Annotated in this window: 22 protein-coding genes; 4 read left to right on the forward strand and 18 right to left on the reverse strand. The window is 42.6% G+C overall.

Features of this window, described 5'->3' with window-relative positions:
* Positions 1 to 8 precede the first annotated feature (8 nt).
* Complete coding sequence (locus IYN84_RS08710) at positions 9 to 977, forward strand: hypothetical protein (RefSeq protein WP_196138820.1); 969 nt, start codon at positions 9 to 11, stop codon at positions 975 to 977.
* A 59-nt stretch (positions 978 to 1,036) separates the two neighbouring features.
* Here the strand turns inward: IYN84_RS08710 and slmA are convergent, their stop codons facing one another.
* From slmA to coaBC, 3 genes are all read right to left on the reverse strand, one after another.
* On the reverse strand, positions 1,037 to 1,627 hold the full coding sequence (gene slmA, locus IYN84_RS08715; protein WP_196138821.1) for a nucleoid occlusion factor SlmA: 591 nt from the start codon (positions 1,625 to 1,627) through the stop codon (positions 1,037 to 1,039).
* Positions 1,628 to 1,636: 9 nt separating this feature from the next.
* A complete protein-coding gene (locus IYN84_RS21545) occupies positions 1,637 to 4,159 on the reverse strand; it encodes a phosphomannomutase/phosphoglucomutase (RefSeq protein ID WP_305852095.1) in 2,523 nt (840 codons plus the stop codon).
* A 78-nt stretch (positions 4,160 to 4,237) separates the two neighbouring features.
* A complete protein-coding gene (gene coaBC / locus IYN84_RS08725) occupies positions 4,238 to 5,449 on the reverse strand; it encodes a bifunctional phosphopantothenoylcysteine decarboxylase/phosphopantothenate--cysteine ligase CoaBC (protein ID WP_210330358.1) in 1,212 nt (403 codons plus the stop codon).
* A 190-nt stretch (positions 5,450 to 5,639) separates the two neighbouring features.
* On the opposite strand from coaBC, the gene radC reads away from it, so the two are divergent.
* The 3 genes from radC (at position 5,640) to rpmG (ending at position 6,930) form a co-directional block, all read left to right on the forward strand.
* Positions 5,640 to 6,317 carry a DNA repair protein RadC gene (gene radC, locus IYN84_RS08730; protein ID WP_196138822.1) on the forward strand — a complete coding sequence of 226 codons (678 nt, stop codon included), beginning with the start codon at positions 5,640 to 5,642 and terminating at the stop codon, positions 6,315 to 6,317.
* A 208-nt stretch (positions 6,318 to 6,525) separates the two neighbouring features.
* Positions 6,526 to 6,762 (forward strand): 50S ribosomal protein L28, encoded by a 237-nt coding sequence (gene rpmB / locus IYN84_RS08735; RefSeq protein WP_196138823.1) that lies wholly within the window; start codon positions 6,526 to 6,528, stop codon positions 6,760 to 6,762.
* Positions 6,763 to 6,774: 12 nt separating this feature from the next.
* Positions 6,775 to 6,930: a 50S ribosomal protein L33 gene (rpmG, locus tag IYN84_RS08740; protein WP_142892448.1), complete on the forward strand. Its 156-nt coding sequence runs from the start codon at positions 6,775 to 6,777 to the stop codon at positions 6,928 to 6,930.
* Positions 6,931 to 7,024: 94 nt separating this feature from the next.
* Here rpmG and IYN84_RS08745 read toward each other — a convergent pair whose 3' ends face one another.
* The 15 genes from IYN84_RS08745 to IYN84_RS08815 all read right to left on the reverse strand — a co-directional run bounded on the left by IYN84_RS08745 (position 7,025) and on the right by IYN84_RS08815 (position 21,464).
* Complete coding sequence (locus tag IYN84_RS08745) at positions 7,025 to 7,777, reverse strand: hypothetical protein (protein WP_196138824.1); 753 nt, start codon at positions 7,775 to 7,777, stop codon at positions 7,025 to 7,027.
* A 5-nt stretch (positions 7,778 to 7,782) separates the two neighbouring features.
* Positions 7,783 to 8,595 carry a bifunctional DNA-formamidopyrimidine glycosylase/DNA-(apurinic or apyrimidinic site) lyase gene (gene mutM, locus IYN84_RS08750; protein WP_196138825.1) on the reverse strand — a complete coding sequence of 271 codons (813 nt, stop codon included), beginning with the start codon at positions 8,593 to 8,595 and terminating at the stop codon, positions 7,783 to 7,785.
* A 6-nt stretch (positions 8,596 to 8,601) separates the two neighbouring features.
* Positions 8,602 to 9,060, reverse strand: a complete 459-nt coding sequence (locus IYN84_RS08755; protein ID WP_196138826.1) for a hypothetical protein — start codon at positions 9,058 to 9,060, stop codon at positions 8,602 to 8,604.
* Between the two features lie 6 nt (positions 9,061 to 9,066).
* Entirely contained in the window at positions 9,067 to 11,106 is a 2,040-nt protein-coding gene (locus IYN84_RS08760; RefSeq protein WP_196138827.1) for a hypothetical protein, read from the reverse strand.
* Between the two features lie 2 nt (positions 11,107 to 11,108).
* Positions 11,109 to 12,026, reverse strand: coding sequence for an ATP-binding cassette domain-containing protein (locus IYN84_RS08765; protein WP_196138828.1), 918 nt, complete (start codon positions 12,024 to 12,026; stop codon positions 11,109 to 11,111).
* Between the two features lie 99 nt (positions 12,027 to 12,125).
* Positions 12,126 to 12,434 carry a DUF3301 domain-containing protein gene (locus tag IYN84_RS08770; protein ID WP_196138829.1) on the reverse strand — a complete coding sequence of 103 codons (309 nt, stop codon included), beginning with the start codon at positions 12,432 to 12,434 and terminating at the stop codon, positions 12,126 to 12,128.
* Between the two features lie 82 nt (positions 12,435 to 12,516).
* Positions 12,517 to 12,927 (reverse strand): biopolymer transporter ExbD, encoded by a 411-nt coding sequence (locus IYN84_RS08775; RefSeq protein WP_196138830.1) that lies wholly within the window; start codon positions 12,925 to 12,927, stop codon positions 12,517 to 12,519.
* Positions 12,928 to 13,261: 334 nt separating this feature from the next.
* Positions 13,262 to 13,522 carry a YfhL family 4Fe-4S dicluster ferredoxin gene (locus IYN84_RS08780; protein ID WP_196138831.1) on the reverse strand — a complete coding sequence of 87 codons (261 nt, stop codon included), beginning with the start codon at positions 13,520 to 13,522 and terminating at the stop codon, positions 13,262 to 13,264.
* A gap of 87 nt (positions 13,523 to 13,609) precedes the next feature.
* Positions 13,610 to 14,098: a pantetheine-phosphate adenylyltransferase gene (gene coaD / locus IYN84_RS08785; RefSeq protein WP_196138832.1), complete on the reverse strand. Its 489-nt coding sequence runs from the start codon at positions 14,096 to 14,098 to the stop codon at positions 13,610 to 13,612.
* A gap of 79 nt (positions 14,099 to 14,177) precedes the next feature.
* Entirely contained in the window at positions 14,178 to 15,776 is a 1,599-nt protein-coding gene (locus IYN84_RS08790; RefSeq protein ID WP_196138833.1) for a GMC family oxidoreductase, read from the reverse strand.
* Between the two features lie 11 nt (positions 15,777 to 15,787).
* Positions 15,788 to 16,300, reverse strand: coding sequence for a hypothetical protein (locus tag IYN84_RS08795; RefSeq protein ID WP_196138834.1), 513 nt, complete (start codon positions 16,298 to 16,300; stop codon positions 15,788 to 15,790).
* A gap of 41 nt (positions 16,301 to 16,341) precedes the next feature.
* Complete coding sequence (locus IYN84_RS08800; protein ID WP_256435587.1) at positions 16,342 to 17,307, reverse strand: hydrolase; 966 nt, start codon at positions 17,305 to 17,307, stop codon at positions 16,342 to 16,344.
* Between the two features lie 49 nt (positions 17,308 to 17,356).
* Positions 17,357 to 18,634 (reverse strand): hypothetical protein, encoded by a 1,278-nt coding sequence (locus tag IYN84_RS08805; protein WP_196138836.1) that lies wholly within the window; start codon positions 18,632 to 18,634, stop codon positions 17,357 to 17,359.
* A 90-nt stretch (positions 18,635 to 18,724) separates the two neighbouring features.
* Positions 18,725 to 19,783 carry a uroporphyrinogen decarboxylase gene (gene hemE / locus IYN84_RS08810; protein ID WP_196138837.1) on the reverse strand — a complete coding sequence of 353 codons (1,059 nt, stop codon included), beginning with the start codon at positions 19,781 to 19,783 and terminating at the stop codon, positions 18,725 to 18,727.
* An 85-nt stretch (positions 19,784 to 19,868) separates the two neighbouring features.
* Positions 19,869 to 21,464: an AAA family ATPase gene (locus IYN84_RS08815; RefSeq protein WP_196138838.1), complete on the reverse strand. Its 1,596-nt coding sequence runs from the start codon at positions 21,462 to 21,464 to the stop codon at positions 19,869 to 19,871.
* Positions 21,465 to 21,527 lie beyond the last annotated feature (63 nt).

Here is a 21,527-nt window from a genome sequence, read left to right on the forward strand (position 1 = left end):
TAATCATTATGACCTATTTTAAACGCGTTTTTTATATCTTTATAGCATTATCGATATCCACTTCGGTAATAGCTAAAGAGTTTTATCGATATAAGAACGCCGAAGGCAATACCGTCATGAAGGACCAGGTTACCAAGGATATGGTAACTCGCGGGTACGAAATTTTAAGTGATACTGGTCGAGTTATTCGTAGAGTACCACCAGGAAAAACCATTGCAGAAGAAGAGGAAGTCCGCCTGCAAGAACTGGAAAAGAAAAAAGAAGCGATCGCTCTTCAGCAACGAATTAGGGATGATGCGGAACTATTGCGGCAGTTCAGTTCCATCAGTGATATTATTCGTAATCGTGATGCACAGTTGTTGGGTTTAGAACAACGTATTCGTATCCAGAAAAGTAAGGAAGACTTGCTCAAGCTTCAACTGCAGGATCTACAGCGTCAAGCTGCAACTCATGAGCGTCTCGGTCAAAACATCCCTAAAGGTCTGCACAATGATATAGATTCAACCAAAGATCAAATTGATGCGAATAACCGCAACTCAGCAACATTAGAACAAGAAAAAATCATCATTGCCGATCGCTACCAAAAAGATATCATTCGCTACAAAGAACTAGAGTCTCTTCGCAAAACATTGAAGCGAAATCAAGAAAACGAAAGAGAAATAATTGAACCGGTTATTTACGAGTGTCCATCGACTACGGCTTGTCAGAAAGCCTGGCAGTTAGCGCAAATTTACGCAAAAGATAACGCTTCCGGGCAAATAGAAATCATTACAAATACACTAATTCTAACAAGTAAGCCTGAAAAAAATACCGATGTTGCACTCTCATTTTCTCGAATTCCTAATAGAGACAAAGGCAATCAAATAGTTCTAGAAGTGAGCTGTGCACAGTCGGATCAGGGAGTAGAGTTATGTCGGAGCGATATGGTGAAAAAAATTCGTTCTAACTTTATTATTCTGGTTCAGGAAAAATCCTGATAAAAATGCTACCAGATGGTAGCATTTTTAAAAGACAAATAATGAAGCAATACAAATGTCTACCCGCTCAGCTTAACTCCGGCCCCCAATATTCTCCACTGACTTTCCCAATTTTCCATTGGGTCAATTTTAAAGCTGGAGCGAACAAACTGCTGCACTCTTCCTTCAATTACCGAAGACAACAGTTTCGCAGTTTCTCCTGCGTCAACAGCTGACTCTCCAGAATTAATGGCCGCATTTCTTATTATCTGCTTTAAACTTAACTCTAGTTTATCAAATATTTGCGAAACTCGAGCTTTCAATCTGTCTGTTTCTCCCAGCAAAACTTCACCGGTTAACAAACGCGAAATTCCCGCATTTCTCTGGCAAAAACTTAAAACCAAGGATGAGACCATAAAGCATTTCTTATCAGTTGTCTGATTCTCTCCCGCAATAGTATTTATTCGGCTAAATAAACTTTCTTCACAAAAATCCAACAGTGATTCATACATCCTGGCTTTGCTTGGAAAATGCCGATAAAGAGCGGCTTCAGATACACCAACCTCTTTTGCCAAACGAGCGGTGGTGATTCTATCACCTAAGTCGTTTTCCAACATCAATGCCAAATTTTGCAGAATATCCTGCTTTCGGTTTGATTTTTTTTCTGCCACTGGTAACCCCTAAAAATCCAATCTTAAACTGCTGTCTATCATCAGCATTTGTTGTTTAAATATTCGTTTAATTCTTTCAATAATATCCGGAGAGTCACCCTCGAATCGAATCACCAGACTGGGCGTAGTATTGGAAGCTCTAACCAGCCCCCAACCATCACGATACTCGACTCTCACCCCATCGATATCAATCATTTTTCCATCACCAAATGCCCCTTGCTTCGACAAGCGCTCAATAAATTCAAACTTTTTGTCATCCGCTATAGCAACATTAATCTCCGGTGTAACTTCACTATTCGGTAACGCTTTAAAAATGTCTGCTGACTTGCGAGTATCTGCTGACAATATTTCCAATAGACGAGCAGCGGTGTATAAAGCATCATCAAACCCATACCAGCGTTCTTTGAAGAAAATATGTCCACTACACTCGCCTGCAAGGAGAGCACCTGTCTCTCGCATTTTGGCTTTAACCAATGAATGACCCGTTTTCCACATTATCGGGTGACCACCGTTAGCAGAAATAACCTTAGCCAAATGTTTGGTACATTTCACATCAAAAATAATATCTGCCCCCGGATTTCTCGAAAGTACATCCATTGCGTAGAGCATCATCTGGCGATCCGGCCAAATAATATTACCTTCAGAGTCAACAACGCCAAGTCGATCACCATCGCCGTCAAACGCCAGGCCAACATCAGCGCCTTCAGACTTGACCAGCTCAATCAGCTCCTGAAGATTTTCCGGCTTGCTTGGGTCGGGATGATGGTTCGGAAAGTTTCCATCAACTTTGCAGTACAGACCAATAACTTCACAACCTAACGCTTGTAATAATTGAGGTGCTATCATTCCTGCCACGCCATTACCACAGTCAATTGCAACCTTAAGAGGTTGAACAAGGGCTACATCACTGGTTATCTGACTAACATAATCCTGGGTAATGGATGCCGTTTCATGACTACCCTGTCCTTTAACCATATTGTCAGTTTCAATACGCTTTTTCAGATCCTGAATTTCGGCACCTGAAAGAGTTTTTCCGCCAATAACGATTTTTAAGCCATTGTAATCTTTCGGGTTATGACTTCCTGTTAAAACAACACCACTGGAAGCATCAAGATAATTCGTTGCAAAATATAGTAATGGTGTTGGCACCTCCCCAACATCAATAACGTCACGACCACTTTCCATTAGTCCCTGCTTTAACGCATTGAGAAGCTCTGGTCCAGATAGGCGTCCATCACGAGCAACCGCTACTCGCTGTTCTCCTCGCTCAAACGCTTCACTTCCTATGGCCCGCCCAATCTCTTTGACTATTTCCGCATTTAACGAATCACCGACAACGCCTCGAATATCATACTCTCTGAAAATAGAATCAGGAATAATAATACCTGATGCGCCTTGCTGGACAGTTTCAACTTCCAGTCCTTCACTCGAAGAACCTAATGCTTCAATTATCGAGCTCGGCTCATGACTAATAGCTTTCTTTTCTTCTTTAGCTTTTTTAGGTTGCGTAGCTCTAGTTGACGCCCCAAGACTGACTCCCTCTCGACCTATGGTTTTGGCCATATCCTCAAAAACCTGAAGCTGATATTCAAGGTTCGATATCTGTTGCCCTTTACTCGAATCTAAAAGCCAGCGTACAAAAGCCGATGCATCAGAGCGAACCATATCTTGCAATCGCTTAAGGCCAATAAAACCGCCAACACCGACTAAAGTCATAACCAAAAATAGTCCACCAAAAAACAATATTAACTCCATTTCAGAATTAAAGTTGGCAGGGTTAGCAGGCCAAAAAGCGATTCTCCACTGGGTCTTATTCAGCTTGGCAACTCCTAATGGCTCTCCTTGCTTAAAAGCATTATCCCCTAAGGAAACAATTGTACGATTTTGATTGGCAAAATTTTGTTGAAACTCATAATACCCTGGCACTAGTCGTTCCTGCGGCAATGCCTTGGAAAAAACTTTATAGTCAACGCCAATAAGGATAACTTTGCCAGTTCCTTTTACCCCGAATAGAACAGCGACATGTTGTGATGCCTGACCAGCGTTAATCGCTTCATGTATAACCTTTTCACTATTTTTAAGGGTGCGGATTAACTCTAGAGTCACATTAGTAATCACCGGTACTGACTGCGGCTGTACATCGAGAATTTCCTGATTTAATACCCTTACTCCAGTCACATCAATCAAGCGTTCGGTCAGATCTTTTTCTATATTGAGCAAATCATCAGGATTACCGAGCCTAAGCTTGCTTTTTAAATCATGGTCATTTAAATATGACTGAGCAGCGAAGCTAATACTATCAAGCCTGCTAAGAACCAGTTCCATGTAGGAACTCATCGTAACTTTAACAAAAGTTTCATTTCGCTCTTTGGCAGGAGCGATAACAACTAAATAGTACTGAACAACTGCGACAAAAATAATTGTCAACACACATAAGATTAAATAGGGTAACGAATGAGAAAGTAGCGTTTTCGCTTTGACTTTCACAGACTGTTTTTTCTTCTGCTTTTCTTTGTCTTTGTTAATTTTCAATTTGGATCTCCGTAACCAAATGGCAACTGACTACAACAAACTATCCTGGGTTAAACTTTAAACAGAGCATGGCTCGAGCTAGCCCAGTCGATAACTGATCTCTTTTATAATATCTGCAGCAAGCACTTCTTTTGCTGCAATTTGAAGGTTTTTTTCTTGTCCTTTATCATCAAGAATTAATAATTGATTGTTATCGCTATTGAACCCTAAACCTTCGCAACTAATATCGTTGGCACAGATCATATTGAGCTTTTTATTATTAAGCTTTTTTTCAGCGTAAAACTTCAACTTTTCGCTTTCTGCTGCGAAACCTACAACAAAAGGACGCACTTTCTGAGCTGCAACCCAGGCCAAAATATCTGGATTACGCTTTAATTTTAGCGTCATTACTTCATCATTCTTCTTGATTTTCTGGCTACTAACATCAACCGGAGAGTAATCTGCAACGGCTGCACAGCCAATGAATATATCACAGTCAGATACCCTATTTTGAACAACTTCAAGCATTTCCTTCGCACTTTTGACAGGAAAAATATTTGCTCCGGCGGGCGTGTGTATATTAACTGGTCCTGACACCAGATCTACTTCCGCTCCAGCAGCAATTGCCGCGCGGGCGAGAGCATACCCCATTTTTCCGGAACTATGATTTGAAATATAACGAACCGGATCGATCGCTTCAACCGTCGGGCCTGCAGTAATCATTACTCGCTTGCCAGCAAGAACACCTGACACTTCATTTAGACTCTCTACTCTTTCGGCAATATCAAGAGGCTCCAGCATTCTACCAGCGCCAACATCACCGCATGCCTGCTCACCAACCCCGGGCCCTAAAATCAAAGCACCACCTGTTTCCAAAGCGCGAATATTCCTTTGAGTTTTTTCATTCGCCCACATTTGCTGATTCATCGCCGGAGCAATTATCAGTCTGGCTTTCGATGCCAGCACGCTTGTGGTTAACAAATTGTCAGCTTCTCCGTGAGCAAGTTTAGCCAAAGTATTGGCTGATGCCGGTGCGATAAGGAATATATCAGCCCATTTCGCCAAATCAATATGACCCATTGCCGCTTCAGCTTCAGGATCGAAGAGTTCATCATGAACAGGAAAGCCTGATACGGCTTGAAGAGCCATCGGAGTCACAAACTCCTTCGCTGCTGCAGTCATCACAACGCGCACATCAAATTGACGCTCTTTTAATCGACGCACCAGATCAGGACATTTATATGCAGCAATTCCGCCAGTTATCCCTAATACAATCCTGGTAATTTGTTGAGAAGAGTTATTATTAGACAAACGATATGACCTTAGAGAAAGAACAGTTAACAGCTCCAAAGGCGAACTGAATACTTACTAACACGAATAATAGCAAACCTTTTGAGTGATTTCTCACTCTTTTTATCATAACTTGCTTACATACAAAGAAAATACCGCCCTCTAAACTTCACACTAAAGAAAATATCACGCAAGTTAAAAGGATTTAACCATGTGTCCTATCAACCGTTGGCCGGCTCACGAACGTCCTCGTGAGCGATTGTTAACAAAAGGCCCTACCTCATTAAGCGACGCAGAACTACTCGCCATTTTTTTACGCACTGGAATTCAGGGAAAAAATGCCATAGAACTAGCAAGGGAAATACTTGAGTACTTTGGAAGCTTGAAAAAGCTTCTCGCTTGCGACTTAAAATCCTTTTGCCAGATAAAAGGGCTTGGTACAGCTAAATACGCGCAACTTCAGGCTTGCCTGGAAATGAGTAAACGTCATCTTGCTGAAGTGCTAGAATCAGGTGAAGTAATGACCAACCCCTCTCAGGTAAAGACCTATATTCAAAGCCGCTTAATCTGCTACCCAAACGAAGTATTTGCCGCCCTTTTTCTGGATAACCAGCATAGAGTCATTGGTTTTGAGGAGCTATTTTTCGGCACAATTAACGCCTCCTCAGTTCACCCTCGGGTTGTCGTTCAAAAAGCGCTTAAACATAATGCGGCGGCGCTGATTGTTTGTCATAATCACCCATCGGGCGTGGCGGAGCCAAGTATTGCAGATATCGATATTACCGAGACTTTAAAACACGTTTTAAGGTTAATCGATGTCAGGCTGTTAGACCATATGATAGTAGCCGGACATGAAGTTATCTCTCTGGCAGAGCTAGGTAAGGTTTAGGCAGATGGCTTTCATTTCTGTGCAAATAGCACGACTCTTACCCCAAATAGAGTTAAAACCACAGAAACTGGTAATTTTGTGAGCAAAAAGTTGTATTCTCTGCGGGTATTTGGTATAAAGTGCGCCCTTTCAGCGGCAGGAAGGCGCCGATCTTTTGATCAAAAGCGATAAATTGCCGTTATGTACCGAATTTTAAGAGGCTAGAGTAATGTCACGAGTATGTCAGGTTACTGGTAAAAGACCAGCAACAGGAAACAATGTATCTCATGCAAAAAACCGCACTCGCCGTCGTTTTTTGCCTAATCTTCACACTCACCGTTTTTGGGTTGAGAGTGAAAACCGTTTTGTTAAATTACGTGTATCTGCTAAAGGTATGCGCATCATCGATAAAAAAGGTATCGATGCTGTATTAGAAAGCATTCGCCAACGTGGCGACAAAGTATAAGAGGACTGAACCATGCGCGATAAAATCAAATTAGTTTCATCTGCTGGTACTGGCCATTTCTATACCACAGACAAAAACAAAAAGAACACTCCACACAAGCTTGAGTTCAAAAAGTACGATCCAGTTGTTCGCAAGCACGTGATGTACAAGGAAGCTAAAATTAAGTAAATCTTAATTTTATCCCTCGTGTACCGAGTAGCCTGAAAAAGCCTGGATCTCTCCAGGCTTTTTTGTTTTTGCAACCGATGAACGCCCCTTCCAACTAATCATTGATTACGGATATTGACGACTGAAGTATTTTATAGTTTTCAGCTAGCTTACCAATTTCACCTGAGCTCACAGAAAATAAGAGTTTACTACCCCTGAAATACACAGCTCCATCTGTCAGCAGCTCAATTGTTGACGCCAAATCTGTATCATTATATTGAGTACACAAAGATTCCAGCCGCTCTATCAGCAGCTCCTGTGATGTTCCGAATCGTGGCCGGTCAAATGCCTGATTCAATACTGGCCAATAGGCCTTGTAATCTTGGCCATATAAACCACTCGCTCGGACTATATAGCATCGGCACGCCACCTCAAAAGCATCTAACTCGCCTTTGAGCAATTCTTTTGCTTTTTGAGAGCATCCTTTAGCTCTGGTTGACGCTGTAATCATTCCACATTCAATGCCATCGAAAACTCTAGTTGATGAAACCAAAATAAGATTTTCTACCACAAGCGAACCTGCATCTACCTGCTTTTTTAGTCCGTTAAAAATATCTCCCCAATTCCATGGCTTACCATAGGCAGAAATACATATAACCAGAAGGTGAACTTCAACTTTATTATTATCGAAATCATTAACAAGGCACTCATTAGCAGAAGCCGTAGAAGTGTTTAAAACCAAGCCTGCTTCCAGGTCCAGTCTTGCTGTAACCGGATTGAGTCCAATATCCGCTAATCGCCTAATTAACGGGCCACCTATTCTACCCTTCCCACATATAACCAACGGCAAAAGACTTTTCGATTTCATGATTCTTACTTCTGACACTTAGCGCAATATACAGTTGCTCTCTGGGCAATCACTGTATGTTTTAACGGGGTCGAACAAACTGGACATTGCTCGCCTGCTTTTCCATAGACCTTGAAAGTATGCTGAAAATAACCGGGCTTTCCGTCTGCTTTGGTAAAATCCTTCAAGCTACTTCCACCAGCTTCGATTGCTTCAGTCAGGACAAGTTTAATTTCATCAACTAAAGAGGCTAATCGTTTTTTACTAATTTTATTGGCTGCTCGAGAAGGGGTAATTCCAACTCGAAATAGAGATTCTTGCGCATATATATTTCCAACCCCCACCACAACTTGTCCATTCATTATGACGCTTTTAATCGGTGCACTGCGCTTCTGACAAATCTGCCACAAATAGTCGAGATTAAACTCTTTCGATAAAGGCTCAACACCCAACTTAGCCAGCAGGCTATGCTCTTCGTTGACTTTGGTTAGAAGGATAGAGCCAAACCGTCTGGGATCATTAAAGCGGAGGCATTTCCCGCTACACAGCTGTATATCCACATGATCATGTTTGCCAGCGACTTCATCTTGCGACACAATTCGCAGGCTTCCGGACATACCCAGGTGGATCATTATTATCCAGCTCTCTGCCTTCAACAGAAGATATTTTCCCCGACGCGCCACTTGGGAAATAGTTTGGCTAGTAACTTTTTGGGAAATAGCTTTGTCGACCGGCCACCTTAAGCGCGACTCTCTAACAGTTACCCCGGTAATTTTCTTTCCGAGACAATAAGGCTCAATTCCCCTTCGACTAGTTTCAACCTCTGGTAGCTCTGGCACAGTTACTCACTCATTAAAAAAAGTTCTAGGCAAATAGTCGAACCGTTGCTGGATAGGAATATCCACTCTGCGCATATCAGAAGTAAAAAAGAAATGGAGTTCTTTTTCACCGACCAGTAGCTGACAGAGTAGAGGCTGACTTTTTCCCTCAAAATAAAGTAATATCGAATGGGACGAACCACCTGGTAAAGTAGCGTTTTGAGATTCAGAGGCTAACAGTAGCCGCCACTTGGCCGCGACCTCACTCGGCACAGACGATCCGGCATCACCGACAAAGTCCCATTTTTTTCCGCTATAAATCAGTTGCTGCTTGCCAAAGTCAACTTTAACCAGTTGGGAGCTCTCTATACGCTCTGGCGATTGAATACTCTTCTCGAGCTTTTTACCAATCAATAAAAAAAGAAGAAACATTACAGCGGTAGCCATAATAATGATATTCAATGCTTGGCGCTGAGTAATATTCATTCAGAGTTACTCTGAGTACCTTTTCGTCATCTGTTCACGCAAAATACTTCCCCCCAGAATTAACATCAGGGACAAAGGCATGATAAAGCTAAACCCCCAGAGCATCATCCAGTGTCCCCAGCGCGAAGGAGCAAAATAACGGTCACTTTGATATCTGTTTTCATTGAGAATCGCGCTATTAGTTAACCAACTAATCAGATTCAATGCAAACTGTCGATTCGCATAGTTGTTAATTGCTGAATCAGATAAAAAGTGACTGTCACCAACAACAATGATCTTCTGTTTCTTTCCTTTTTCGAGTTCCCGCTCCAGACTCATTGCTACATTAAAAGATTGCACAAGCTCTCCTTGCTCAGTTTGCTGCGCTAGCGACTCCTCTTCTATTTTTGTCTCATTCCAGACACCAGCATGGGTTTTCACAATCGCTTGAGATTGAAAGCCACTTGATAGCTCCGGAGAAAGCTCAAACCCCATAGTCCAAGGGAAGGCTAACAACTGCTTTAAGTTGGCGGTTGTAGCATGTTCTTCAAATTGCCGAGCGATAAGTATTGCGGGGTGAGGGGTCCCACTTTGATATCCTTGCCAATCAACCAGAGTTCCTTTGGCTCTCTCCAATCCAATATAGCGCTCTATTGTCTCGGGAATTAGACTGTCCGGATCGAGTAATAGCAACATATTTCCACCAGCCTCTAAATAGCGAATCACCTTGGCATCCTCTCCCGGAAGCCAGGGTTGTTTACCGGAGGCAACAACCAGCAGATGGGTTGTCTGATCGAGAGCTCTTCCTGTTAATCCCTGGACGATAACAGGCCAACCAGCCGACTTTAGATCTGTATAAAACTGGGTAACATCGGATGTACTCTTTCCAAATGGAGATGCCTCTTCATGTCCCTCCAAAAAAGTAACTGTCTGCTCTCGACGAGATAGCAAAGTATCCAACGCCTGCTCAAAAGCAGTCTTGACATCAACCGCAAACGGATAGGCCACTAGTTGCGTCTGCTTACCTACTGAAAATTGAATGAACTCTCCTGACTGGGCATAATTCGGGCCTAAGCTTTGCCGGTTCTTAAAGGCTAAACTCGCATTCGGTAAAAAGCCTTTTAAAAGCTCAAAACCTCGAGCAACTTCCTGCCGGGCAATATCTGTGTCGACTACAGCAACAAGGTTACAATCTTCAGCCAGGCTATTCAGCTTGTATACTAGTTCGGACGAAAATGTATTTCGCTGATCTTTTGTAATATCTACTTTGCCAGGAAGCCAAACTGCAGCAAGGATAACCAGAGTGCCTGCGAAAGAGAATAGCCAGCTTGATCTCACTGGCCTTAGACGCCAGTAATTTAACCTTAGACAGGCGATTGAAAATAGCAATATAAACCAGCCGCCATATCCTAGAAGATCCGCATATTTCAGAACCCCCTCCCTCAACCGTAGAAAAGGAATAAATATTCCTCGAAAGTTAACTTCCGGATAGGAAAAACTCGCTCCCAGTTCAATGGCCAATATGAATGCCAGAATAGATAACGCAATCAACATTGTAAAAATGGAGCCTCTCGGTTTACTGCATACCGCAATAACTATCAGAATAGAGGCAAGCCAGCACAGTAAAATACCCAGACACATAATTGTCAGTCGCCAGCTATCAATTTCACTGTGCCAGAAAATTATTAGAAAAATTAACGCAGCATACACCAGAGGCCATAATGACAACCGCAGGCTTGCCAATAAAAGCTCGCCTATTAAGCGGCTTGACGTTAAAGGAGAATGAATGACCAGAAATGAGTGACCTTTAAGTTCAAGCTGAGGAAGTATCAAACAGACACTGACAATAGACATTAGAATAAGCATCAAGATAACAATGCCCGCCAGCGGCAGCAGTACCTCATTAAATACCGAAAGCCTGTCAATATTCTGTGCCTGCAGATGCAAAAAATTCTGATATGAGAGGCGAGAGAATCCTCCAATAGCCAGAAAACACAGGACAAGAGTCAGCCAGTAACTCCAATGTCGAGAAGCCATTCTAGTGAATATTGGAATCAGTGACCTCATAGCTAAACCGCCTCATTTGCCAATGCAGAAAACAGAGGCATAATCGCAGTGCTGGCCTTTCCTAACCACTCCACAGGGTACTGATTTGTCTGAGCGTTCGATTTCAACTGATTTATTTCGAATTGATTATCACCATCAGCAGCCAACTTATAGAGTGATCGCCGATGCCCCGCAAACTCTAACTGCATACCTGAGTCACGCCAAATTGATTCTATTTCAGTAGCTCTATTGTTATCGATCAAGAGCCACTCCTGATACTCACTCTTTAAATTGAGCAAACAAATTAATTTACCATGGTGAAGCATAATCACATGATCAGCTGCAGCCACTGCTTCATTGATGTGATGTGAAGAAAACAGACAAAGGGAAAAGCTCGAGAGGTCCTCAACATTTTTAACAAAGCGAGCTTGCTCAAACGGATCGAGTGCCTGAGTGGGTTCATCCAGAAAAATGAACTGGTTCTGCGGTAGGAAAGCCTGAGCAATAGCAACCCTCTGTAAGTTTCCTTGCGACAGTTTAGTCATTAGCTGGTTCTGAATAGGCCCTAAACCCCACCGCTCTACTAACACTTGCAGTGCATTTTCCCAATTCTTCGCACTACGGGACTTTATATGCCAACAAAATTTTAAGTAGTCCGTCACCGTCATTCCCTTTAATGGCTGCATATTGGCTTGCTGCACACCAAGGAGCGCCTTAAATGCGAGATCCTGAGGAGAAAGTTCTGCAAAGCGAACCTTTCCAGCATGAAGCCTAATTTTTCCTGTTAAAGCGCTTAATAGAGTTGACTTACCTGCGCCATTCAGTCCGACCAAGGCAACCTTGCTTGCTGGCGGCAAGCTAAAAGAAACTCTATCTAGCAAGCTTTTACCAGATATTTTAACTTGCAGACCATTGACACTTAGCGCTTTAATAGTTGACATACCATCCCAGGGTAACTTAATGAAAAGTATAAAGATTCTGCTAATATAGCAAAGTCAAACTCAAGAGACTAACGCCATCAAACCAAAAAGAGCTTTTTGCTAGTTTATCGGAAATGTTTCCAGCTCCAGCGAGTGAAGCTGCTTACCTAACAATATGACTTTTCCCTGAAAACGAGCCTCTCCTGTCGACGTAAACTCAAATGTATATTCGCGGGATAGTCGCCACTTTCCAAGCTTGTCCTTTAGCAGCCGCTTTCGACTATGAACCACAGTATGATCGAGGAACTGAACTCCGGCCTGTCGACAGCGGTGACGGGCGGCGCGAATAGCAATGGATTTAAGCTTCTGAGTTTGAGCCCAATAAAGAGCCGCTAGAGCAATCAACATCAAGGTGATCACTTTACTCATCGTACTCCCCTGTTTTGCAAATAGTATCGAGGCAAAAAAAAGGCGACTGTTAAAGCCGCCTTTACTAAAATACCGAGTCCAGCTAGGACGCTGGTTTCACGACCGTTACTTTTTCAGCTCCAGCCTGCTTCGCTTGGTCCACCGCTCTTACCACAACGCCAGACTTGGCTGACTCATGTGCCTGCACGATAACCAGCGCTTTTGGCTTTTGCGACCTTGCCGTCTCAACGTTCGCTCGTACAGCCTCAACATCTACCAGACGCCCACCAATACTCACTTCACTATTATCATTAATAGCAATAACAATCGGTCTATTCGGTGTTTCCTGTTGATCCTGTGGCGGGTTCGCTGCAGGACGGTCGAGTACGATACCGTCTTCTTTTACGAAGGAAGTAGTAACAATGAAGAAAATCAACATGATAAATACAATGTCCAGCATTGGCGTCATGTCTACTTCAGTTTCGTCATCAAATTGTTTTCTTTGTCTACGCATATTTAGTCCTGTACAAAAATCAGGTTATTTTTAATATGGGAATAATCTACCCATTCCGACCAAGCAACCAGCTTGAAGCGGGATAATTAAAAGTGATGGTCGCTAAAATCTATATATAAATCAGGCTTTTTTATTATATTTAAGTTAATTAGATTCTTTGCCATCCTCCCAGTAAAGCTTCTCTAAAACATATTAGAAAAGGGTGATACCGGGAGAGTATCAAAACTAGGCTAACTATAAACCAGCAATATCGGCTAAGTCTAGCCCGATGAGGTCACAATTGGTTATATTCAATACCTCTGACCAGATAAACGCATAGTTTTAAAACTCAGGGTTATCCTTCAAACTTATTTCCAGTAAGTTTTTCATACTTGATAACCAACTCATCATGGGTTTCAGGATTATCTTCATCCAGAGGAATACAATCAACAGGGCATACTTGCTGACACTGTGGCTCATCATAATGACCAACGCACTCAGTACACTTGTCTTTGTCGATTTCGTAGATTTCTTCTCCCTGATAAATCGCTTCGTTTGGGCACTCTGGCTCACAAACATCACAGTTTATGCATTCATCAGTGATAATGAGTGACATAGTACAATCTCTTCAATTCAGTAAGGCTAATAACTTCAAGGACGCTATTGTACACCAGCATAATCGTCTTAACCAAGATGAACAGCGCTAATTCTTAGCGCTAAAGGCTTGATCCAGGGCATTTTGTACCGCTACAGGAACAAACTGGTCAACATCACCACCTAAAGCAGCAATTTCTCTGACTAGTGTAGAAGAAATAAAAGAGTATTTTTCATCTGGCGTCAAAAATAAGCTTTCTACTTGCGGAGCCAGCCTTCGATTCATGTTGGCCAATTGAAATTCATACTCAAAATCGGAAACAGCTCTCAAGCCTCGCAAAAATACGTTTGCATTTTTTTCTTTTGCCAGATCAACCAACAGCCCACTAAAGCCACAGACTTCAACATTGGGCATTCCTTTGACAACCTCTCTGACTAGATCAACTCGCTGATCTACCGTGAATAGCGGATTTTTGCCTGATGATCTGGCTACGGCAACAATCACTCTGTCAAAAAGCTTAGATGCTCTTTGAATCAAATCCATATGTCCATTTGTTATAGGATCAAATGTTCCGGGATATAATACTACCTTTGCCATTTCCAGTTTTCCTTAGTAGAGATTGCAATACTCATTGTATTTTAACTCGTTCTTCTATTAAATTCCCGATCTCTGCTAGTTATTCTTCGACCGAAATATTGCCCACAGGTACCTGTCCTCCAAGTCGAATCGCTAAACTGGAAGCAAGTTTGGCAACCACTGCATAAATCGTTAGTTGCGGATTAACCCCCAGACTTGTTGGAAAAAGAGACGCATCTAGCACCGAAAGACTATCACTGTTGTAGACACGACCAGAAGAATCACAAACCGATCGACTATCAGACTCAGTTCCCATTGCACATCCTCCCATTACGTGAGCGCTCATGACTTGCCAGCGTAAGGGTTCTGCAGGCAAGTGCTGAATATTCATTTTTGCCTGATTCCAGCTTTGATAAAGAGGAGCGTCCATATGTAACGGCATTACCTGTTTTGCGCCAGCCGCAAACTGTAGTTCTACCATTGAGCTCATTGCATGCTTCATACTTTGCCAAAGTAATCCTGAAATCGGGTAGTCCAGATGGGGATACTGATAATTATCGAGAAGGACTCTTCCGCCTTGACTCTCTTCATGGAACCCATCTCTAAGAAGAGACAAATTTGCTTGTAATCGATTGAATTTTTGCATCATTTCATAATGCCAACTTCCGTGAAACCTTAGCAACGTGGAAGCTAATACTGGATGAAGTGGCGGTACCTCTATTTTATAACCCAGCTCACCACTGATACCATCTCTCCACAAAAACTCATCACTATAAACACTTTGCGGTGCACCGGAGTGTGGACTGACATCAAAAGACATTTCAGCAATACTCGCAGTAACAGGATGGAGCATAGTGCGCTTGCCGACAGCTGAATTTTTTTTGTCAAAATTGCTGCGTAACAAAATCGCAGGTGTGCCAATAGCTCCTGCGCTAAGCACCGTATGGGCAGCCTTTATCTGGTAAGCATTTAATTGTGCGACTTGCCCATTTTCGTTCATTGCAGAGACTTTTCCACCGGTGACTCTCTCTTTATCAAAGAGCAAAGACTCCAACCTGGCACGAGTCAGTAACTTCGTTCCCAAATTCAAGGCGGCTGGAATACAAGTGACAAGCATTGACTGTTTAGCATTCAAAGGACAACCAGTTCCACAATACCCCAGGTTGGCGCACCCTTTTACATTGCGACTGATCACATGGTGCTTCCAGCCCAGTCTGGCCGCACCTTCGGCAAGAAGACGGTTATTTGCATTGGGAGGAATCTCCCAGGGTTCTATATTGAGTCGTTTTTCAACCCACTCAAACCAGGGGAGTAGATTTTCGCTATCCAGGCCTGACACGCCAAAGTTTCTTTGCCAAAAGTTTAAAGTTTGATCGGGAGTACGAAAGCTGGCAGTCCAGTTGACGGTAGTCGAGCCACCCACCGCTCTCCCCTGTAAAATTTGTATTGACTGATCCAGCGTTTTTCTCGAAGCCACCTCTTGATAAAGTTCGGCATAAGCTTCGCTTTCCAGCATATTAAAGTCGTTAGCTGTTTTTAGCGGCCCTTCTTCAATGATAATTACAGACAAACCCGCTCTTGAAAGAATTTCCGCGGCAACGCCTCCTCCCGCGCCGGAGCCAACTATCAGAACATCGCATTCCAGCGTTTTATCAACAGCTTGTTTTGACAGATCGAAGACGTTTGGATAAGAGATCATTAGAAAGCCTGTCAGCGCCTGAAAGGTGGGCCTGAATAGCCAATGGCAGTCCAATGTTCAGGCTGGGAATAGATGCTCCCCCAGATTAATTGACACAAACCAATATAAGCTTTTTGTAAAAGAGCTAAAGGACTCTTCCGCCATTTTTTCAGGAAGTTGTGGAGTTCGCTACGTGATGAGTTTTGCCAATTTTCCCATAACCCAGCTATCACGAGTCGCCCGATAAGAGAGGAAAGCAGACCAAATAAATCTTTCAACTCGTCTTGCGTAGACTGCGGCAAGCGATCAATAGCCTGATCGATTTTTTTCAATGTCAGCTCAACATTGATTTCTTCTGGTAGATCCGAACAAATCACAGGAAATAGCACTATTAATACAAGCTGGTCATCTTTAGACAAAAATGACAGATCATCCAGACCAGAATAATCCAACTGAGACTGCTGGTATACCTGATAGGCACCGCCACCTCCAAGCATCAGGACAGCCACTCCCACCCCTGCTTTTATCAACTCTCTACGTTGCATAATCTTTCAAATGTATCAGAGATTTTCACCATCATACTGTATTACCTGAAATTCCCCAAAAACTCAGGTATCCGCCGCTCCAGATAATATTCAGCTTTCCAGGGCCACGTTCCTTCTATAAACCCGACATGTCCTCCTTTCTCAGATAGCTCAAAAGTGATTGAGGATGATAATTCAGACTCTCGTGGGATCACTTTTTCATTCATAAAAGGATCATCTTTTGCGTGAATAATAAGACAAGGTCTACGAATCTTTTTTAGAAACTGTCGACTGGAAGATTTTTGATAGTAGTCGTCGACACTTTCGAAGTGATTGACTGGCGCAGTAAGTAATTGGTCGAATTGCCAGAAACTTTTGATTGATTTAATTTCACTCACACTTAATGGTAGTGAGTGACTGTGCAAGTTGTATTTATCTAGGTACTTTCTCTTTAATGAATTCAGCAGGTAGTATTGGTAGATTTTGGAAACCCCCTGGTTAATAGCGTTAGAGCACTCTTCTAGCAGCAGAGGAACAGAAACTGCAACAGCAGCTTTGATCCTCGCTTTTTCTCCGAGTTCACCCATCCATTTCAAGAGAACATTACCTCCCAAGGAAAAACCAACAATAAAGTCGACACCTAATCTTTGCTGTTGAAGAAACTGAATAATGATTTCTAAATCATCGCTTGAACCACTGTGATAACTTTTAAGTAAGCGATTATTTTCCCCACTACAACTACGAAAATGCTTAACAATGACTCGATAATCTTGTCTAACCAGCTGGGCGACCAGACCTTGAATATAATGAGAATTTAAAGAGCCTTCCAAGCCATGCAAAAGTAACACAGTTGAATCTGCCGCGGAATTAAATATACAGAGGTCAATAAAGTCACCATCATCGAGCTCGACCCGTTTAACCTGGGTATCAGAAATTTTAATATACGGACGAAAAAGACTTGCCCATATCGTTTGCAAGTGTCTATTTTTAAAACAACAATGAGGTTTGAATGAAGACTGGATAATCAAGATATTAAAAGGCCGTCTTTAATGACGGCCTTGAAAGTAATCGCAGCATTTACTGTCTGACCGCAACAAACAACTTGTCATCAATGCCGGTTGCATCAGAAGATAAGAAATCGTCACTTTCAAAAAGAACGTAACTTCCATCATTGGTAAACACAAATTCCTGCGCTGTACGACCGGAAACATCCGAAGCGACGGTGCCATCTCTAAGTAATTGTCCAATATTGCCACTTTCCAGATGGACCCAATAAATAGTGTCCACGCCATTAGAATTGAAACCGACGATATCAGCTCTTGAAAGGAATCCAACATACTGACCATCACCAGACAAATCCAAAACGTTTTCATAGTGGTCACTGTCGATGGCTGTAATCTGAGCTATTTCCGCTGTCGCAGAATTGACAACGAAAACCTGGTACCTTCCCGAGGTGGTAGTACCCTGTGCTAAGTCCAGAGAAGAAACTAAGGCCACACGGGATCCATCATCAGAGATTTTGATCGTATGCTTAAAGTTATCGTCAGACTGGGTAAGCTGAGATAGATTTGCTCCGTCGGTCCCAACAATAAATAATTCAGTAAAGTTATCGGAGTTAGTTCCAAAGGGATCTCCCCCTGAATAAAAGGCAATCCATGAACCATTATCGGACATCGCCATGTCAAAATGGTTTACTGAATCATTAGTCACCTGGAAAATGCTAGAGCCGGTACCGCTAACAGTGTAGATCTGCATATAATTACTCGGATTATTACCGGTCAAATCTGCTTCGGAAATAAAGCTTATTAACGCACCATCGGCGGAGATTTGCACATTGAAAGGACCAAGAACACTGCTTGTATTGGTCACCTGAATAACTCCAGAGCCATCAGTTGCAGCCCGGAAAATATTGACGAAGCCATCGGGGTTATCACCGGTTATATCGTCACTAGATGTAAAAACCACATAACGACCATCGTCAGAGAGATCTACATCACCGTATTTGATTGTGTTACTTTCTACGTCAGTATTATTGCTTATCTGAACAACAACGCCAGTGTTTAAGTTAACGGAAAATAGCTGGTCAATAGTGTCCGGATTATCTCCAGTTATATCACTGGTAGTTACAAATGTGGCCACACCGCCATCACCAGAGTACATTAGATCTCTAAGGCCATTATCTGCGGCAAGTATAAATGTCGGTTCGTTGGTACTTCCACCACCGAATCCGCCACCACTTCCAGTTCCAAAACCACCACCACTACCACTGAAAGAGCCACTAGGTGCTGAGTCAAACCCACCGCTACCGCATCCCGTTGCGACAAGCAGAGCTAGAGCTAATAATCCAGATCGCATACAAACTACTCCTTTCCCTTCAATCTTTTACTTAAATTATCAAAAGCCAAGTGACAACAATCCCCAGGTAACCTTTAATCCTGATATTTACTAGGAGTGATACTGTACACTCAAGCGATGCACGGCATCTACGTAAGCTTTCACATTTTCCGGCGCTATCGTCGGGTGGATGCCATGTCCCAAATTAAACACATGACCATTGCCTGAGCCAAATTTGCTCAGAATATCTCCAACCTCAGCTTCAATTCTCTCAGGAGTAGAGTATAGAACACAAGGGTCCATATTACCTTGCAATGCTACTTTCTCACCTACACGGCTCCTTGCTTCATCAATATCGATAGTCCAATCCAGCCCAAGGCAATCAGCACCACTTTCAACCATCATTTCAAGCCAACCAGCGCCTCCTTTAGTAAACAGAGTAACTGGAATTTGTTGCCCGTCATGATTTCTTTTCAATCCATCAATGATCTGTTGCATATAGTTGAGTGAGAATTCTCGATAATTGGCAGTAGAAAGCACTCCACCCCAAGTATCGAAAAGCATTACCGCTTGCGCGCCCGATTCAATCTGAGCATTTAGGTAGGCAATTACCGACTTAGCCAATACATCAAGTAGTTCATGCATAACTTTTGGTTGGCTAAACATCATTCCTTTGACTTCGCCAAAGTTTTTGGTGGTACCGCCTTCAACCATGTAGGTCGCTAAGGTCCAGGGACTTCCTGAAAAACCAATAAGCGGAACCTCTCCTTTAAGCTCCTTGCGGATTAAAGTGACGGCATCGGTTACATATCTGAGCTTCTCATATATATCCGGCACATATAACTTTTTCACGTCGCTCTCGGTTTTAACAGCCTGTTTAAATGCAGGACCTTCTCCACTTTTGAAATAAAGCCCTAACCCCATAGCATCGGGGATAGTCAAAATGTCAGAAAACAAGATAGCTGCGTCTAGTTCATACCGCCTTAAAGGCTGCAGTGTGACTTCACATGCAAGCTCTGGATTGGTGCACAAACTCATAAAGTCGCCAGCTTCTGCTCGCAATTCCCTGTACTCTGGAAGGTAGCGTCCAGCCTGACGCATCATCCATACTGGGGTCATATCGACGGGCTGAGAAAGAGCTGCCTTAATATAGCGGTCATTTTTAAGCATACAAAAACCATTATTGATTAAATTGTGGCAATTCTACCTGACCACTGAAAAGATGAAAATGACAGATATCAGTATATTTTGCGTATTAACGGGCTAACTCAACAACTTCCTTTTTTACTGCCCTAACAGATTTTATCCATGGAGCTCCAGGATAATTACGCTTTTTATAAATAACGCTGGCATTTTCTGCATCCAGCCTGGAATTGAAATGGCCACTGATGATCAAAAACAGTTTTGGCTGAGAGCTCTGGCGTTGATAAATATACATCTGCCCTGCTAAAGGATGTGAATCCCTAAATCTGGTGGCAGCTTCTAACTTGCTTACCCCGGCCCACTGTAAGGTATATCCATTATCAGGCAGGGTTAAAATAAGTTCCTTGTCTTCCTCCAAACCTCTGCTAGTTGTCTTTTCCTCTTTCTTCGGCAACACCTCGTCTGACGTTTTTACATCAGGCTCATTTCTCTGGACAGTATTGTCAGTATTTTGCAGAGCCACAGGCTCGGAGCTAGAAACATCACTGGAACTAACTTTAGCTTGCTCGTCATTCGAAACGTTGCTTTCAACAGCTATTGAGCTATTTGTCGCAGGTTCACGTTGTGCCTCTTCTTCGGGTTGAACCCTATTTATTGATTCTTCTTTAGTCGTAACAGGCTCCTTAAGAGCTTTCCGACTAACAGAAGATAATTGTTTTGAACTATCTAAGGAGTCAGTACTTTGTAAGCCAGGAGTCAGCTCCTTGGTAGCGGCAGTAGCGTTCTCTACTTCACTTTGTTCAGAGGAAACAGTTTCTTTCGGTTTTTGCTTACTTTTCGGCTTTTGCTCACTATTTAGCTTTTTATCCTTAGATGAAGTTCCCTTTTTATCGAGTTCAGCAAGTTCTTTCTTGGGCTCAGGAGTAATAACCTGATTGATTTCGTCCTGGAAAATCAGCGCAGAAATGAGCAAAATAGCGATAAGAAAGTAGCCCATTCCAGTCAGTAAGCTTTTTTTGGGAAAATTGTTAGTGCTCGCAACTTGGGATTGCTCCTCTGTCCAGCGCTTCAGATGGTACTTCAATTCCCCCAAATTACCTCTGCTAAGATCATAAAAGTAGCTCAACTTCTGCTCATCAAATAACGTTCTGATCGCCTGCTCATTTGTCCTTTGAAAATCAGCCAGCAAGTTAACAAGCTCAGTAGGATCAAATGGCAAAAGCTCGAAAAGAGCACAAATTGAAGGGTTCTGTTTGAGAGTAGGAGTACTATTAAGCTTGTTGGCTAAAGCAGACTCTCCAGCCATTACAACAAAAAGTCGCGTTTCTTTTCGTTCAAACTGCTCTTCTACCAAAGCCATCAAGTAATCCAGACAGCTTTGGCTTAGTACCTCAGCATCATCAACAGTTAATAAAGCCCGTCTTTCGCCTTGTTGCTTAAGCTTTTCAAGCAGTGATAATTCTGAATTCTGCCAGCTTAAACCTAACTGAAGGCAAATAGTTTTCTCAAGCTGCTCCCTGGTCATTGCAGGTTGTGCTTGGACTTGTGAAATAAAGACTTCGCTTTCAAGTCTTTTTTGTAAGCGTTGGAGTAAAAAGCTTTTGCCACAACCACTCTCACCAACCAAAACACAGACCAAATCAGCGTATAGAACCTGATTTTCCAGTGAATCCAGTAGTTGGCGCTTATGAGCAGTAATGTAACGCAATAACTTTACCTGTTACCTATTGTTTTTATTAGCTTTTGACAAAGAGGGTAGCGATAAGTTCTG

This window comes from Aliikangiella sp. G2MR2-5 (assembly GCF_015687155.1).
In the GTDB taxonomy this organism is placed as follows: domain Bacteria; phylum Pseudomonadota; class Gammaproteobacteria; order Enterobacterales; family Kangiellaceae; genus Aliikangiella.